Origin of the sequence: Asanoa sp. NPDC050611 (assembly GCF_040654855.1) — a bacterium.
In the GTDB taxonomy this organism is placed as follows: domain Bacteria; phylum Actinomycetota; class Actinomycetes; order Mycobacteriales; family Micromonosporaceae; genus Asanoa.
Genome location: NZ_JBFAIU010000006.1, coordinates 17,426 through 33,761 on the forward strand (window position 1 = coordinate 17,426; position 16,336 = coordinate 33,761).

The 16,336-nt window shown below is 71.3% G+C and carries 11 protein-coding genes; 9 read left to right on the plus strand and 2 right to left on the minus strand.

Translation table 11 applies throughout. From position 1 onward, the window contains the following. Positions 1–51 precede the first annotated feature (51 nt). The 7 genes from AB0H87_RS01905 (at position 52) to AB0H87_RS01935 (ending at position 11,975) form a co-directional block, all read left to right on the plus strand. Positions 52–1,389, plus strand: coding sequence for a biotin carboxylase N-terminal domain-containing protein (locus AB0H87_RS01905; protein WP_360138004.1), 1,338 nt, complete (start codon positions 52–54; stop codon positions 1,387–1,389). 193 nt (positions 1,390–1,582) lie between these two features. Beyond that, positions 1,583–2,656, plus strand: coding sequence for a hypothetical protein (locus tag AB0H87_RS01910; RefSeq protein WP_360138007.1), 1,074 nt, complete (start codon positions 1,583–1,585; stop codon positions 2,654–2,656). Positions 2,657–2,905: 249 nt separating this feature from the next. Beyond that, positions 2,906–4,216: a chaplin gene (locus AB0H87_RS01915; RefSeq protein ID WP_360138010.1), complete on the plus strand. Its 1,311-nt coding sequence runs from the start codon at positions 2,906–2,908 to the stop codon at positions 4,214–4,216. A 117-nt stretch (positions 4,217–4,333) separates the two neighbouring features. Continuing rightward, positions 4,334–5,863, plus strand: a complete 1,530-nt coding sequence (locus tag AB0H87_RS01920) for an acyl-CoA carboxylase subunit beta (RefSeq protein ID WP_360138013.1) — start codon at positions 4,334–4,336, stop codon at positions 5,861–5,863. A gap of 16 nt (positions 5,864–5,879) precedes the next feature. After that, positions 5,880–7,025, plus strand: coding sequence for an acyl-CoA dehydrogenase family protein (locus AB0H87_RS01925; RefSeq protein WP_360138016.1), 1,146 nt, complete (start codon positions 5,880–5,882; stop codon positions 7,023–7,025). A 134-nt stretch (positions 7,026–7,159) separates the two neighbouring features. After that, entirely contained in the window at positions 7,160–9,343 is a 2,184-nt protein-coding gene (locus tag AB0H87_RS01930; protein WP_360138019.1) for an MMPL family transporter, read from the plus strand. A gap of 97 nt (positions 9,344–9,440) precedes the next feature. Next, positions 9,441–11,975, plus strand: a complete 2,535-nt coding sequence (locus tag AB0H87_RS01935; RefSeq protein ID WP_360138022.1) for a helix-turn-helix domain-containing protein — start codon at positions 9,441–9,443, stop codon at positions 11,973–11,975. Between the two features lie 253 nt (positions 11,976–12,228). Here the strand turns inward: AB0H87_RS01935 and AB0H87_RS01940 are convergent, their stop codons facing one another. After that, positions 12,229–12,738: a MarR family transcriptional regulator gene (locus AB0H87_RS01940; protein WP_360138025.1), complete on the minus strand. Its 510-nt coding sequence runs from the start codon at positions 12,736–12,738 to the stop codon at positions 12,229–12,231. Between the two features lie 106 nt (positions 12,739–12,844). Between AB0H87_RS01940 and AB0H87_RS01945 the strand changes: the two genes are divergently transcribed. Together AB0H87_RS01945 and AB0H87_RS01950 are read left to right on the plus strand one after the other, a co-directional pair. Beyond that, positions 12,845–13,429, plus strand: a complete 585-nt coding sequence (locus AB0H87_RS01945) for a YceI family protein (protein ID WP_360138028.1) — start codon at positions 12,845–12,847, stop codon at positions 13,427–13,429. A 199-nt stretch (positions 13,430–13,628) separates the two neighbouring features. Next, positions 13,629–15,107 (plus strand): glutamate--cysteine ligase, encoded by a 1,479-nt coding sequence (locus AB0H87_RS01950; RefSeq protein WP_360138031.1) that lies wholly within the window; start codon positions 13,629–13,631, stop codon positions 15,105–15,107. On the opposite strand, the gene AB0H87_RS01955 is transcribed toward AB0H87_RS01950, so the two are convergent. Next, the gene (locus AB0H87_RS01955; protein ID WP_360138034.1) at positions 15,104–16,216 is read right to left on the minus strand and encodes a hypothetical protein; all 1,113 of its coding nucleotides are present in this window, start codon (positions 16,214–16,216) and stop codon (positions 15,104–15,106) included. The two genes, AB0H87_RS01950 and AB0H87_RS01955, sit on opposite strands and share 4 nt — an antisense overlap. Positions 16,217–16,336: the final 120 nt, after the last annotated feature.

The following is a 16,336-nucleotide window of genomic DNA, read 5'->3' on the forward strand; positions in this document are numbered from 1 at the left end:
GGACGCATATTCTCCAGCCGGGCAGTGCCGCCCGCCGAGAGGGGAGTCCTGATGATCGAGTCTCTGCTGGTCGCGAACCGTGGTGAGATCGCCCGCCGGGTGATCCGCACGGCCCGCCGGCTCGGCGTCCGCACGATCGCCGTCCACTCCGAGGCGGACGCGGACCTTCCGTTCGTCACCGAGGCCGACGAGGCGGTGCTGATCGGCCCGGCCAACGTCGCACAGAGCTACCGCAACGTCGACGCGATCCTGCAGGCCGCGAAGGACACGGGCGCCCAGGCGGTGCACCCCGGCTACGGCTTCCTCTCCGAGAACGCCGAGTTCGCCCGGGCGGTCCAGGCGGCCGGGCTGATCTGGGTCGGCCCGGGTCCTGAGGCGATCGCCGCGATGGGCGACAAGATCAACGCACGCAACCTGATGGCCGCCGCCGGCGTCCCGGTCGCGCCCGGCACGACGGATCCGGCGGAGTCGGTGGAGGCGGCGGCCGAGGCGGCGAACGCGATCGGCTACCCCGTGATGGTGAAGGCCGCGGCCGGCGGTGGTGGCATGGGCATGGCCGTGGCCGCCGACGAGACCGCTCTGCTCACCGAGTACGCGAAGGTCCGGACGTTCGCCGAGCGGATGTTCGGCGACGGTGCCGTGCTGATCGAGCGTTACTTCCCCCGCGTACGCCATGTGGAAGTGCAGATTCTCGGGTTGGCCGACGGCACCGTCGTGGCGCTCGGCGAGCGGGAGTGCTCGGTGCAGCGTCGCAACCAGAAGCTCGCCGAGGAGTCGCCGTCGCCCGCGGTGTCGCCGGAGCTGCGGGAGCGGCTGCTGGCCGCCGCGGCGCGGGCCGGTGAGGCCGTCGGCTACCGCAACGCCGGCACGGTCGAGTGCCTGCTGGAGCCCACCACCGGCGAGTTCTTCTTCCTCGAGATGAACACCCGCCTCCAGGTCGAGCACCCGATCACCGAGCTGGTGTACGGCGTCGACCTGGTCGAGGAGCAGCTGCGCGTGGCGGCCGGCCTGGCACCGACGTTCGACCCCGCCGCGCTCACGCCCCGCGGGCACGCGCTCGAGCTGCGGATCAACGCCGAGGACCCGAAGCGGTTCCTGCCCGGCCCGGGCGCGATCACGACCTGGGTCGAGCCCGCCGGAGAGGGGATCCGGGTCGACTCGGGGTACACCGCCGGGACGACAGTGACGCCTTTCTACGACTCGTTGCTGGCGAAGCTCGTTGTCTATGGCGACGACCGCGCACAGGTGCTCGAGCGGGCCCGGGCGGCGGTCGCCGCGTTCGAGATCGTGGGTCCCAAGCAGAACCTGCCGTTCTTCGCAGAACTGCTGGACAACGCCGAGTTCCGCTCCGGCGACTACGACACCGGGATCGTGGCTCGCATGCGATAAGTGGCGATATGACCACTTTTTCCCATTCACCCGCGTGACCCTCTTCAGGCAGGTTCGTTACCTAGAGCAGTGGCGGTCATAACCGGTCAAATTAGTCCGGACCGCCACTACTAACGAACCGGCGAGCGGAAGGCGGGCCATGATTCGGTCGGGAGTCACGCGCACCACGCGCAGGACTTCGCGACAGGTCCTGGTGCGCACGCTCGTCGTCGGTGGCCTCGCGGGAGCGGCCTGGCTGCTCTCCGCGTCGGCGGCGCAGGCCGCCATGGCGGAGCCGGCGGTCGAACGGGGTGCGGGGTCCGTCCTCGCACCGCTGGGCGGCGTGCTGGAAACCGCGACGCCGGTGTTGAGCACGGCCACCGGCCTGCTCGGCGACGTGTTGCCGCCGGCGACGGCGCGCACGCCCGTCGAGCAGCCGGTGCCGACCGGCCGGGCCACCGTAGGGCGGGCGATCACTGATCCCGCTGCCGTCGTCGTGCCCCGCACGACCGCGGACCGCTCCACCACGATCGCGGACGCGGCACCGGCACACCGGCCGGACCACGCCGCCGCCCGTACGGCCGACCGCGCCGGCGTCCCCGCGGGGCCGTCGAACCGCTCGGCGGACCGGCCCGCAACCCGCGTCAGCGGGCTGGCCGGCACACCTGGACAGGCCGATCCGCTCGGGGTCACCCGTGCGTTGGCCGTCCCGGGCGCCCTGCTCACCCCGGTGGCTCAGGTCGCCCTGCCGGTCCTCGCGCCGGTCACCGCGCTCCTCCGTCCGATGAGCTCGATGCTGCGCACCTTCGCGGCACCGCTGTTCGGCGCGGTCGGCGTGGTGGCCAGGACGGTGACCGGTGTCCTGCCCGGCCCCCGTGGCCGGCCAACCTCGGCAGTCACGCCCGTCGGCTACCGCGGCGTGCACGGAGGCACCTCATCCGGCACGACCGTTCCCGGTGCGGCAACAGTCGCCGCACCGCGGGCCGCTCACTCCGAGACGAGCACCATCCGGCTCCCCGCCGGCCGGCCGGAACCCGCGGCTGCGGCCGCGACGTCCCGGGACTCCGGCGAGGCGCCGCGCCTGCCGTACCCCGCTCCCACACGGGGTGATGGCAGCGCGTCGGGTATCCCGGCCAGCGCGTCGGGTTCCCCGGTGGGCGGTGGTGCCTTCGCCACCGTTCCCTCGTCGGTCGTGGGCAGCATGGTGGCCTTCCAGCTGCTGCCGAAACCGGCCGACACCGCGGTACCACGGCACGACGCCGAGGAACCGACCGTCTCACCTGACTAGTGATGAAGGACCTGCACCGTCGGCGACGGGCAGGAGCCACAGCCCCGCCCGGGCCACACGGCCCGCGGTAGTGCGGCGGACCAGGGAATCCGACGACCGCTCTGACTAGCGGCGAAACCCTGGCACTCATCACGAACCACACCTGGGCGCATGTCGACAGGCGGAGTCAGGGACACCGTCGCGCCCCGGACGCGCAACGCAATTCGCAACACCCTCTTACTGACATTTATTGAAAGGTCACTTCACCCAATGAAGACTTGGGTTCGCAAGTCCATCAGCGTCGGCGTCATGGCGGCTGGTGGTCTGCTGGCGACGCAGGCTGCGGCACACGCGGCGGACGCCGTCACGACGAACAACTTCGGTGCGCTCAACGGCAACCAGATCGTCCTCGACCCGCAGATTCCGATCAACCTGTGCGGCAACTCGATCGCGCTCGTCGGCGGGGCGTTCGCACACTGCGGCGGTGGCGCGGTCGCGATCAACGGCGGCGGGCACGACTCCGACGACCGTAAGCACGACGGCTACGGCAAGAAGCACCACGACGACGAGTTCGCGGCGATGGCCGAGGGCAAGGACAAGAAGCACGGCAAGAAGGACTTCCGTGACGCGGGGTCCGCGTGGATCACCTCGGGCAACTACGGGATCCTCAACGGCAACCAGATCAAGATCTCGCCGCAGATCCCGATCAACGTCGCCGGCAACGCCATCGGCCTCATCGGCGGTGCCTTCGCCTCGGCCGACGGTGGCGCGATCGCGGTGCAGGAGAGCGCTCGGACCGAGGGCTACGACAAGGGCCGCGACGGCGGGGCCGAGGGCGCCTGGATCAGCACCAACAACTTCGGCGCACTCAACGGCAACCAGATTCACGCGCCGATCCAGATCCCGATCAACATCTGCGGCAACGCGATCGCCCTGGTCGGTGGCGCGTTCGCCCACTGCGGCGGCGGCGCGGTTGCCGTCCAGGAGAGCGCCGGTGCCGAGGAGGGCCTCTGGTACACCTCCAACAACTTCGGCCTGCTCAACGGCAACCAGGTCAAGTTCTCGCCGCAGATCCCGATCAACATCTGCGGCAACGCGATCGCGGTGCTGGCGCTGGCCCAGGCCTCCTGCGGCGGTGGGGCGGTTGCGATCCAGGAGAGCGCCACGACCGAGTCGGCTCGCGACGAGGCGCTGCCGCTCGTGGGGTCGCTCCCGGCCGTCGCCGGTCTCCCGGTCGTCGGCTCGCTGGCCGGCCAGGGTGCGGCTCCGGTCGCCCCGAAGATGGACACCGCTCCGGGTGCCCGCTCGGGTGCCACCGAGGGTGACGACTACGACGGCGACCGGCACGACAAGCGCAACAAGAAGCACGGCAAGGACGGCCGGGACGGCAACGGGTTCAGCGGCGCCGTCGCGGTCCAAGGCGGCAAGACGTTCATCAGCTCGAACAACTTCGGGCTGCTGAACGGCAACCAGGTCGCGATCGACCCGCAGATCCCGATCAACGTCGCGGGCAACGCGATCGGCATCATCGGTGGTGCCTTCGCCTCCGCCGGCGGCGGGGCCGCGGCCATCAACGGCTGATCTTCGTAACAACCGCACCACGGCACCAAAAGGGGCCCCCGCTACCCGCGGGGGCCCCTTCGTCATTTCGGTGTAGTACCCTAACGATCGTTCAGTCACGTTGGCGAAGGGGTCGGTGTGGCACTCGACGACGAAGAGCTCGAGCAGCTCGGCAAGCGCGTCCGGGCCGGCGGCGCGGAGCGCTACCACGCGGCCAACGCCGCCAGGGGCAAGCTGTTCGCCCGCGAGCGGGTCGCCCGCCTGGTCGACGAAGGTTCCTTCGTCGAGGACGGGCTCTACGCCAACGCCCTGGCCGAAGGGCTGCCCGCCGACGGCGTGGTCACCGGCCAGGCGACCATCGACGGCCGGCCGGTCTGCCTGATGGCCAACGACTCGACGGTGAAGGCCGGCTCCTGGGGCGCCCGCACCGTCGAGAAGATCATCCGGATCATCGAGCGGGCCTACCAGTCCGGGCTGCCGATGGTCTACCTGGTCGACTCGGCCGGCGCCCGGATCACCGACCAGGTCGACCTGTTCCCCGGTCGGCGCGGTGCCGGCCACATCTTCTGGAACCAGGTCCGCGCGTCCGGCTCGATCCCGCAGGTCTGCGCGCTGTTCGGGCCGTCGGCCGCGGGTGGTGCGTACATTCCGGCGTTCTGTGACGTCGTGGCCATGGTCGACGGCAACGCGAGCATGTATCTCGGCTCCGACCGCATGGTCGAGATGGTCACCGGCGAGAAGACGACGCTGGAGGCGATGGGCGGCGCGGCGGTGCACACCCGCGAGTCCGGCGTCGGCCACTTCCTCTGCAAGACCGAGGACGAGGCGCTCGACACGGTCCGGCGCTACCTGTCCTACCTGCCGGCCAACTACACGCAGAAGCCGCCGGTCGCGGAGGCCGTCGCGCCGCCGGCCGCCGACCTGGCCGGGATGGTGCCGCCCAACGAGCGGCAGGCGTTCGACATGCGCAAGTTCGCCAAGGGCCTGCTCGACGAGGGCTCGTTCTTCGAGATCCAGGCGCTCTGGGCCAAGGAGCTGACGATCGGCTTCGGCCGCCTCGACGGCGAGGTGGTCGGCGTGGTCGCCAACAACTCGATGTTCAAGGGCGGCGTGCTGTTCGTCGACTCCGCCGACAAGGCCACCAGGTTCGTCCAGCTGTGCGACGCGTTCAACGTGCCGCTGCTGTTCCTCTCCGACGTGCCCGGCTTCATGGTCGGCACCGCCGTGGAGAAGCAGGGGATCATCCGGCACGGTGCCAAGATGATCACCGCGATCTCCGAGGCCACGGTGCCGAAGATCTGCGTCGTCGTCCGCAAGGCCTACGGTGCGGGCCTCTACGCGATGGCCGGCCCGGGCTTCATGCCCGACGCGACGATCGCCCTGCCCACCGCGAAGATCGCGGTGATGGGCGCCGAGGCCGCGGTCAACGCGGTCTACGCCAACAAGATCGCCGCGATCGAGGACGCCGACGACCGGGCGGCGTTCGTCGCCGAGCGGCGTGCGGCCTACGAGCGCGACATCGACATCGTGCACCTCGCGAGTGAGTTGGTCGTCGACGCGATCGTGCCGCCGGACCGGCTGCGTACGGAGCTGATCGCCCGCTACTCGACGGCCCGCGACAAGGACCGCCACTTCTCCCGCCGTCGCCACGGCGTGACACCCGTCTAACCCCAAGGAGCCGGCCATGCTCAACGAGGAGCACGAGGCGCTGCGCGAGAGCGTGCGGGAGTTCGCCCACGACGTCGTCGCACCCGTGATCGCCAAGCACTACGACAACCACACGTTCCCGTACGACATCGTCGCGGCGATGGGCAAGATGGGCCTCTTCGGCCTGCCCTTCGCGGAGGAATACGGCGGCATGGGCGGCGACTACTTCGCCCTCTGCCTGGCCCTCGAAGAGCTCGCCCGCGTCGACTCGAGCGTGGCGATCACCCTGGAAGCCGCGGTCTCCCTGGGCGCGATGCCGGTCTACCGCTTCGGCACCGAGGAGCAGAAGCGCCGCTGGCTGCCGCCCCTGCTGCGCGGCGAGGCCCTGGCGGCCTTCGGCCTGACCGAGCCGGGCTTCGGCAGCGACGCGGGCGGCACGGCGACCCGCGCGGTGCTCGACGGCGACGAGTGGGTGATCAACGGAGCCAAGGCGTTCATCACCAACTCGGGCACCGACATCACGTCGTTCGTCACGGTGACGGCGATGACGGGCACGCGCCCCGACGGCAGCAAGGAACTGTCCACGATCATCGTCCCGTCGGGCACGCCGGGCTTCACGGTGGCGCCGGGCTACTCGAAGGTCGGCTGGTGTGCGTCGGACACGCACGAGCTGAGCTTCGAAGACGTCCGTGTCCCGGCCGAGAACCTCCTCGGCGAACGCGGCCGCGGCTTCGCGCAGTTCCTCCGCATCCTCGACGAGGGTCGCATCGCCATCGCCGCGCTGGCGGTGGGCCTAGCCCAGGGTTGTGTCGACGAGTCGGTGCGCTACGCCAAGGAGCGCCACGCGTTCGGGCAGCCGATCGCGGGCTTCCAGGCGATCCAGTTCAAGATCGCGGACATGGAGAAGCGCGCCCACCTGTCCCGCCTGGCCTACCACGACGCCGCCGCGGAAATGCTCGCCGGCCGCGACTTCAAGCGCCGGGCGGCGATCGCCAAGCTCTACGCGAGCGAGAGCGCGGTGGACAACGCCCGCGACGCCACCCAGATCCACGGCGGCTACGGCTTCATGAACGAGTTCCCGGTGGCCCGCTTCTGGCGCGACTCGAAGATCCTGGAGATCGGCGAGGGCACGTCGGAGATCCAGCGCCTGGTGATCGCGCGCGACCTGGGCATCGTCGCTTAGCGCTCCGCATCCGCGCGGGAAGGAAAAGAGTGCGGCGCGGATATCTGACGTGAAGGACGGCCGAACGTCTGGTGGCGCCGGGCGGGGTCCAGGTGCTTGCATTCCCCGGTACGAATCCCGGGGAGGTCACACCAATGTTCGCTGCGCTCGGTCGGGCGATGGTGCGGTGGCGGTGGTCGGTGCTGGCCGCCTGGCTGGTGCTCGTCATCGCGGGCGTCGCGTTCGGCGGCCAGGTGTTCGACCGGCTCACCACCACCGACAACCTGCGGCCCGATGCCGAGTCGCAGCGGGCCGACCGGCGCGTCCAGGAGCTCAAGCCCGAGGGTGAGAAGGTCGTCGCCGTCATCCGGGACCGCGACATCTACGACCCGCCGCTCGTCGAGAACGTGCAGAAGATCGCCAACGAGATCCGTGGGATCGACGGCGTCAAGGCCGTCGAGGACCTCTACAGCGCGCCCGGCGGGCGGATCGGGGCCGACAACCGCAGCTCCCTCGTCGAGGTCGAGCTGCGGCCCGGGCTGCCCGACGCCCAGCGCGAACAGGCCGAGGACCTCGTCGCCGCGGCGTTGCACCGCATCGACGCGCCCCAGGTGCTCGTCGGTGGCGAGAAACTGGCCGAGCGGGAGTTCGCCGACCAGGCCATCAAGGACGCCGCGATCGGCGAGAGCATCGCGCTCGGCGTACTCCTCCTCGTGCTCGTCGTCATCCTCGGTGGGTTCGTCGCCGGCCTCATCCCGCTCGTCGCCGCGCTCGCGTCCGTCGCCGCGACCCTGCTGGGGCTCCTGCTGCTCACCGCGCTCGGCGACGTCGGCGAGTTCACGGTCAACGTGGTCACCCTGCTCGGCATCGGCCTCGCCGTCGACTACGCCCTGCTGCTGATCGCCCGCTTCCGGGAGGAGCGCGCGGCCGACGGCGATGCCCGCCTCGACGAACTGCTCGCCCGGACCACGACGACCGCCGGGCGGACCGTGCTGATCTCCGGGCTCGCCGTCGCCGCGGCCATGCTCGGGCTGTTCGCGTTCGCCGAGCCCCTGCTCGCCAGCATGGCGCTGGGCGGCGCGGTCGTCGTCGTGCTCGCCACCGCGGCCGGGCTCACCGCCGTCCCGGCACTGATCGCCGTGGCTCACCGACGGATCGGCGAACACGGGATCAGACTCCTGCCGCGGGCCAGGACGGCCCTGTTGCCCAGGCTCGCGCAAACCGCCCAACGCAAGCCCGGCCCGGTCGCCCTCGCCGTCTCCGTCGGCCTGGTCGTCCTCTCGCTGCCGTTCGTCCTCGGCGCCAACCTGGCCAACTCCGACGCCCGGGCGCTGCCCGCCAGCGCGGAGGCCCGCCAGCTCTACGAGACGGTCCAGCGCGACTTCAACGTCGGCCGCGCCGAGCCCGTCGTCGTCGTGGTCGACGCCGACCCCGCCACCGCCGCCGTCCGTGACCTGCTCAACCAGCTCAACACCATGCCGGGCGTCGTGCTGATGCAGCCGCGGCCCGACATCACCGGGCAGGCGGCGGTCATCGACGTCACGCCCACCGGCGCGACCGGCGACGAGACCTCGCGCGATCTGGTGCGCCGGATCCGCGCCCTCAACACCCCGGTCCCGCTGCTGGTCGGCGGTCCCGCCGCCGAGCGGGTCGACTACCAGGCCTCGGTCGCGAGCCGGCTGCCGATCGCGGTGCTCGTGCTCTTCCTGGCCACCGCGATCCTGCTCTTCATCCTCACCGGCTCGCTGGTCATTCCGGTCAAGGCCCTGCTCATGAACGCACTCACCCTGCTCGGCACCCTCGGCGTGCTGGTCGTGGTCTTCCAGTGGGGCGTCGGCGACGTGCTGCTCGGCTTCGACTCCTGGGGTGCCGTCGACGTGACGACGCCGGTGCTGCTCTTCGTGTTCATCTTCGGGCTCTCGATGGACTACGAGGTCTTCCTGCTGGCCAGGATCAAAGAGGAATGGGACCGCCGGGTACGCCGCCGCCGGCACGGTGACGACGCGGCCGCGAGTGACCGCGCGGTGCTCGCCGGCATCACGAAGACCGGCCCGGTGGTCACCACGGCCGCACTCGCCATCTCGGTCGTCTTCCTCGGCTTCCTGATCGGCGGCCTCACCGCGGTCAAGGAGATCGGCTTCGGCATGGTGGTCGCGATCGTCCTCGACGTGACCGTCGTCCGCGGCCTCCTGCTGCCGGCGCTGATGAGCCTGCTCGGCGAGTGGAACTGGTGGGCTCCCGCCCCACTGCGTCGGCTGCACCAGCGCTGGTTCGCCACCGCCAGCGGGGCTCCGGTCAAGGCGACCGCGGCCGTACCGACGGAAACGATTTCGACCTAACAAACATTCAGGCGTCTGTCGGGAATCCGGCGTTCACCGGTCAGTGACGCGACGTTGAGGTCCCGGTCGGGCCCGACGCTGCGTAATCTTCGTGGCCATGACCGCGGATCACGGCGCTGACCAGGGTTTCGACGCCCTGCTCAAAGCCCACCGCCGGGAGGCCGGGCTGACCCAGCACGAGCTGGCGACCCGGGCCGGTGTGGGCGTCCGGACGGTTCGTGACCTCGAGCGCGGCCGGGCGTCCCGGCCGCAGCGCACCACTGTCGACCTGCTGGCCGACGCATTGCACCTGGCCGGCGCCGCCCGTGCCGAGTTCGCCGCGGTCGCCCGCGGCATCACCGCACCCGCCGCCACCGACGAGCGGCCGGCGGTGCCCGCGTTCACCCCGCTGACACCGGCCTCGGTGGCCGCGAGCCGCGGCCGCGGCCTCCCACCGCCCGGTCCGCTGGTCGGCCGCGACCTCGACGTGGCCGAGGTGGCGTTGACCCTGCTCCGCGGCGACGGGCTGGTCAGCCTCGTCGGGCTCGCCGGCGTCGGCAAGACCAGCGTCGCGCTCGCCGTCATCGAGCGGGTCAAGGAGCGCCACCCGGCCGGCGTGGCCGGCATCGTGATCACCGAAGGCTCGACCGAGAGCGACGTGCTCACCGCCGCCGCGACCGTGCTGGGCGTGGCCCGCTCCGACGAGCTGGCCGGCCGGCTCTCCGGCGCACCGAGCCTGCTGCTGGTCGACGCCGTCGAGCGGGCGCCGGGCGCGGTCGCCGAGGCGCTGCACCGGCTGGTCAGCGTCGCGCCGTCACTGCGCATCCTGGCCACCGGCCGCCACCCGGTCGGGCTGCCCGGCGAGCGCGTCTGGCCGGTCGTGCCGCTCGAGGTGCCGCCGCACGACGACCTCGACCTGTCCTCGGTGTCGAAGTTCCCCGCGGTCGCGCTGTTCCTCGACCGCCTGCGCCGGGTCCGCCGCGACCCGCTCGAGCCCGGCGAGGTGGGGGCGCTGGTCCGGCTCGTGCGCCGGCTTGGGGGCCTGCCGCTGGCCATCGAGCTGGCCGCCGCCCGCGGCCGCGTCCTCGACATGAACCAGATCCTCGACCGCTACGGCCACCGCCTCCTCGACCTGGCCGGCCCGGAGACCACACCCGGCAGCGCACCGGACACGGTGACCCTGCGCGACGCGGTCGCGGCGAGCTACCGGCTGCTCGATCCCGACGAGCAGGTGGCCGTGCGCCGGCTCTCGCCGTTCCGCAACCGCTGGTCCGTCGAGCTGGGCGAGGCGATGCTGGCCGACACCGCCACGCCGGGCGGCGCCCTGGACGGCGACCCCGTCCCGCTGCTCGACCGGCTCGTCGCGCTCGGCCTGCTCGGCATGCGCGGCTCCGGCTCCATGCGGTTCCGGCTGCTCGACGTCGTCCGCGACTACGCGGAGGAGCAGGCCGCGGCCGAGGGTGAGCTGGCCGCGATCCGGCGCCGGCACGCGCTGGTGATGGCCCGCTTCGCCGCCCGGGTCGCGCCGGACCTGGCGGGCGGCACCCTGCCCGGCGCGGTCGCCCGGCTCGACGAGGTGAGCAGCGACCTGTGGGGCGCGCTCGCGTACTCGGCGATCGACGACCCGCACACGGCGCTGCTGCTGGCCGCCAACCTGCCGCGCTGGTGGCGGTTCCGAGGCCGCGACGCGGCGGGCCGGCAGTGGCTGCGCCGGCTGCTTGACGATCCGCGCAGTGCCGACGCCGACCCGGTGCTGCGGGCGTGGGCCCAGCTCGGCGTGGCCCAGCTCGCCGCCGAGCACAGCGCCGCGTCGACCGAGCTGCCCGCCGCGGAGGCGGCCCTGGCGACCTTCCGGGAGCAGGGCGACGTCACCGGCGAGCTGGCCGCCCGCAACCAGCTGTCGGGACTGTGGATGTCGACCGGCGGCTACGACGAGGCCCGCCGGCACGGTGCCGCGGCGCTGTCGCTGGCGACCCGCACCGGGCGCACCCGGGACATGGCGGTGGCGCAGAGCAACCTCGCCTGGCACGAGATCCGGGCCGGCGACCTGGCCGCCGCCCGGCGACGGATGGCCGCTGTCGACCGGCTCGCGGCACAGTGCGGCGAGGACCGGCTGCGCGCGCTGGCGCTGGCCAACGTGGCCGAGGTCAACCGGCTCGACGGCCGCTACGAGGACGCGGTCAAGATGGGTCGCCGCGCGATCACGCCGCTGGAGCGGCTGGGCGACCCGGGCCACCGGGCGCGGGTGCTCGGCACGATCGGCCTCGCGCTGGCCCTGGCCGACCGGTCCGACGAGGCACTCCGGGTGCTGGCCCAGCTGCGCTCGCTGGCGGCGGGCGCCGACCCGGGCGTCGGTGAGGCGCCGGTCAACGACGTGCAGGGGCCGAGCGCGATGATCGAGGCGACGCTGGCGTTCCGGCGCGGCGACCGCGTGCTGGCCGCGGAGTGGTTCGGTGTCGCGGTGCAGTCCTACGCCGGCGGGCGGGACCTGCGGGACGTGGCCGAGGCGCTGGTGGGACTGGCGTCGGCGACGGACGACCCGGTCAACCGCGCGGCGGTGATCGAGCGGCTCGACGCGGTGTGCAAGGAAGGCGGGATCACGCTGCTGCCGTCAGAGCGGGCCAGGGCTGAACATGAAGACAGCCGGCGCTGACCGCCCTCCCAAACCAGTCAGCACCGGCTGCCTTCCACCCCCGCTCGACGCGGACCAGCCCGCCCCCCGACGGACCTTCGGTAAATGTCCGCGTCGCGCCCCCGTGGCGCTTTCGCTTTCTTCCCCCGTGGATCGTTGCTCATGAGTACCGTATCGGGGGTCGCGCGCTGGGCGTACCAAATGTGGCTTTTGGCGAGGAGCGCAGACGGTTCTGCCGGTCTTTCTGCCGGTGCCACCGTCGTGGGCGAAGTGGTCAGGCGCTGACGGGCTCGGCGTCCGGGTCGACATCCGCGTCCCCGTCCGCGCCGGCGGTGGCGCAGGGGTTGACCGCGTCCCGGATCCGCCGCAGGTAGTCGAGGAACTGCTCCAGCTCGGCCGGGGCCAGCTGGCCGGTGAACCACTGCTCGATCAGCTCGAGGTGGCCCGGCAGCGTCTCGGTGAGCCTGGTCACGCCGGCACTGGTGACGCCCGCGTAGGAGCTGCGCCGGTCCGTCGGGCAGGCCCGGCGCCGGAGCAGGCCGTCGCGCTCCATCCGGTCGACGACCCGAGTGACGCCGCTGGTCGACAGGGACGTCTGGGCCGCGAGGTCGGTCATCCGCAACTCGTGCCCCGGTGAGCGGACGAGTCGCATCAGCACCTCGAACTCGACCGCGGAAAGCTTGTGCCCAGCCAACTGCGCGGCGAAGCGCGCCGAGAGTCCGGTGAACGTCTCGGCGAGCAACCCGACAGCGGTGATCCGTTGATCTTCGTGCAGCTCAGCCACGAGATCGAGTGTAGCAGTCCTTGACACGCGGAATATTGCTGGAGATATAGTTGCTTACGCAACCGAGTACGGAAAACCGTCCACCCTCCCAAAGGAGCTAGCTCCAATGACCGACACCGCCACCAACAACACCCGGGTCTGGAACGGCCTGACCATCCCGACCGCCGGCACCTACGAGATGGACCCGGCGCACAAGCTGGTCGGTTTCGTCGCTCGGCACATGATGGTCGCGAAGGTCCGTGGTCACTTCGAGGAAGCGACGGCCACCATCACGGTTGGCGAGAACCCGCTCGAGTCCTCCGTCACCGCGAGCATCAAGGCCGCCAGCATCACCACCGGCGTCGCGGACCGCGACAACCACCTCCGCAGCCCCGACTTCCTCAAGACCGAGGAGTTTCCGACCATCGAGTTCCAGAGCCTCGGTGGCGTGAAGGAGGTCAACGGCAACGAGTTCGTGCTGCCGGGCGAGCTGACCATCCGCGGCGTGACCCGCAAGGTCGACCTGAAGGTCGAGTTCGAGGGTGCCGGCCGCAACCCGTACGGCATGGACATCTTCGGTTTCTCGGCGAGCACCGAGATCGACCGCGAGGAGTTCGGCCTGACCTGGAACGTCAACCTGGAGACGGGTGGCGTGCTGGTCGGCAAGAAGGTCCGCATCGAGCTCGAGGGCGAGGCCGTCCGCCAGGCGTGACGCGTTAGCTGAACCACATTCACAAAGGCCCCGGCGCTGATCACAGGCGCCGGGGCCTTGGCGTATCGTGAACTGAACGCTTTGATCCGCTTACAAAGGGTGATAAGTATCTGTTTTGTCCCTGGCCGAGCGCTCTCGGCCCTCCTACCGTGAAGGGTCCAGTCGCCAGTCAAACGGGGCCGTGCGCCGGGGAGGGCACATGGGCAAGGATGTGTCGCCGGTTCCTTTCTCTCGCGAGGACCGCGTCCGGTATCGGCAGAAAGTTAGGCGGTGTCTCGATGTCTTCGCGCTGATGCTCGACGACTTCGAGTTCGACGCCGAACGGCCGACGACGGGTCTGGAGATCGAGCTCAACCTGGTCGACAAAGACGCCGAGCCAGCCATGCGCAACGCGGAGATCCTCGCCAACCTGGCGGATCCGACGTTCCAGACCGAGCTCGGACAGTTCAATTTGGAGTTGAACGCCCGGCCGCGACTGATCGAGGGCGACGGTTTCGCCGACTACCAGCACGACATCCAGGCGAGCATCGGACGCGCGGAGGACCGGGCCAACAAGGCCGACGCGACCATCGTGCTGATCGGGATCCTGCCCACGCTCACACCGCGCCACCTGGTGCTCGGCAACCTGTCCAGCAACGAGCGCTACTGGGCGCTCAACGAGCAGATCGTCGCGGCCCGCGGTGAGGACATCGGGCTCGACATCCGTGGTGTCGAACGGTTACAGACGTTCACGGACTCCATCGCGCCGGAGTCGGCGTGCACCAGCGTGCAGTTCCACCTGCAGGTCGCGCCGGACACGTTCGCCGACTACTGGAACGCCGCGCAGTCGATCGCCGGCATCCAGGTCGGGATCGGGGCCAATTCCCCTTATCTCTACGGGAAGCAGCTCTGGGCGGAGACCCGGATCGCGCTGTTCGAGCAGGCCACCGACACGCGTCCGGACGAGCTGAAATCACAGGGTGTACGCCCGCGGGTGTGGTTCGGTGAGCGGTGGATCACGTCCATCTTCGACCTGTTCGAGGAGAACGTGCGCTACTTTCCACCGTTGCTGCCGATCACCGACGACGAGGACCCGGTCGAGGTGCTCCACAACGGCGGTGTGCCCCGGCTCGGCGAGCTGCGGCTACACAACGGCACCGTCTATCGCTGGAACCGCCCCGTCTACGACATCACCAACGGTCGCCCGCACCTGCGGGTGGAGAACCGCGTGCTGCCGGCCGGCCCGACCGTGGTCGACATGCTGGCCAACGCGGCGTTCTACTTCGGACTCGTCCGCGACCTGGCCGAGGCCGACCGTCCGATTTGGAGCCAACTGCCGTTCACTAAGGCCGAGGAGAACTTCCACGCGGCGGCCCGGCGTGGCCTCGACGCCCGGGTCTACTGGCCGCGGCACGGCGAGGTCCGCATCGCCGACCTCGTGCCGGACGTGCTCCTGCCGCGGGCGGCGGCCGGGCTCGACCGGTTCGGCGTGGCCCCGCACTACCGTGACCAGCTGCTGACCGTCATCGCGGAGCGGTGTCGCACCGGGCAGAACGGCGCGGCCTGGCAGACGGCGATGGTCCGCGCGGCCGAACGCAAGCGCGGTCTCGACCGCACGACGGCCCTGCACCACATGCTCACCCGCTACGGTGAGCTACAGCGCACCAACGATCCGGTGCACACCTGGCCGATCGACTAGCTGGTCGTTTCCTCTTCGTTGCGGCGCCCGAAGCGGCGCTTGCGTTCCGGCTTCGGCGCCGGGGTCTCGCCCGGCGCGGTGCCCTCCGGCCACAGTGGAGTGGCGACGGGGGTGCGCGCCAGGTCGTCCTCGTCGCTTGCCGCCGCGTGGGTTTTGTAGCTGGGCTCGCCCGGGCTGTCGTCGGCGGCGCTGTCGCGTTGGGCCGGCACCGTGACCCCGGTGCGGTCGGCCCGCTGCGCGAGGGTGGTGACCAGCACCGAACCGGCCAGGCCCGCCAGCACCGCGTACGGCGCCAGCAGGTGTGCCGACATCTGTTCCGGCCGGATGCCGGCCAGCCTTGGTGCCGCCAGGAAGTAGGCCGCCGCCACGACCAGCGGGCCCGCGATGCCGGAAACGGCCGCGCCGACGCGGTGGAACGGGTCGCGCGCCGGGCCTCGGGCGACCAGCGCGCCGATCACGAACGCGGCGCCCAGTGCGAGCGCCGCACCGGGCCAGTAGAGGTAGTCGCGGAACCAGAAGGCCTCGCTGCCGCTGGTGATCTGCCAGACGCCGAGTTGGGCCGGCGGCTGGTCGCCGCCCGAGACCACCCCCTCGATCACCGAGACCACCGCCAGCAGCCAGAGCCAGCCGACCGTCGCGATGACGTTGCGGGCGGCCGCGCGCGACGACAGCGACCAGAGCGCGAAGATGAGGCCGAGCAGGACACCGATCACCGCGTAGCCCGCGGCGATGGTCTGCGGCGAGAACGTGTCGGCGCGCACGGCGGCGCGGGCCGGCACGGCCACCAGCGCGACGGTGACCAGCGCACCGACCGCGGCGGCGACGACCAGCGACAGGCGACCGAGGAACGCGGCCGTGGGCGGCTCGCCCTCGGCATCGGCCTCCTCGGTGAGCCGGTGTGCACCGATCGCGCCAGCGACGGTCGAGGTCGCCGCGATCCACGCCGCCCAGGCGAGGCTCGCCGCCCAGGCTGCTTCGCCGACCCGGTCGGACGCCGGCAGCCAGGTGATGATGCCCAGGCCGTAGCCGAGGCCGAGCTGCGCGGCGCCGGCGCAGGCGGCAACGCCGATCGCCGCGGCGATCGATCCTCCCCAGCCTCGTACGGCCATGCGGGGCAGCGTAGCGTCCACCCGCATGGTGGGCGAGTCTTGGCTGGCCCCCGGGGCCAGCAGGAGGCGGGTTCGCACCCGGCAGGCTAGGGTCTGTGCCGGACAGGACCCGGCGGCGAA

What these genes read in the sequence shown, in the direction of transcription:
- AB0H87_RS01935 (WP_360138022.1), top strand. Translation starts at nt 9,441, where the DNA reads ATGACCGCGGATCACGGCGCTGACCAGGGTTTCGACGCCCTGCTCAAA.
- AB0H87_RS01925 (WP_360138016.1), top strand. Translation starts at nt 5,880, where the DNA reads ATGCTCAACGAGGAGCACGAGGCGCTGCGCGAGAGCGTGCGGGAGTTC.
- AB0H87_RS01930 (WP_360138019.1), top strand. Translation starts at nt 7,160, where the DNA reads ATGTTCGCTGCGCTCGGTCGGGCGATGGTGCGGTGGCGGTGGTCGGTG.
- AB0H87_RS01945 (WP_360138028.1), top strand. Translation starts at nt 12,845, where the DNA reads ATGACCGACACCGCCACCAACAACACCCGGGTCTGGAACGGCCTGACC.
- AB0H87_RS01950 (WP_360138031.1), top strand. Translation starts at nt 13,629, where the DNA reads ATGGGCAAGGATGTGTCGCCGGTTCCTTTCTCTCGCGAGGACCGCGTC.
- AB0H87_RS01915 (WP_360138010.1), top strand. Translation starts at nt 2,906, where the DNA reads ATGAAGACTTGGGTTCGCAAGTCCATCAGCGTCGGCGTCATGGCGGCT.
- AB0H87_RS01905 (WP_360138004.1), top strand. Translation starts at nt 52, where the DNA reads ATGATCGAGTCTCTGCTGGTCGCGAACCGTGGTGAGATCGCCCGCCGG.
- AB0H87_RS01955 (WP_360138034.1), bottom strand. Translation starts at nt 16,216, where the DNA reads ATGGCCGTACGAGGCTGGGGAGGATCGATCGCCGCGGCGATCGGCGTT.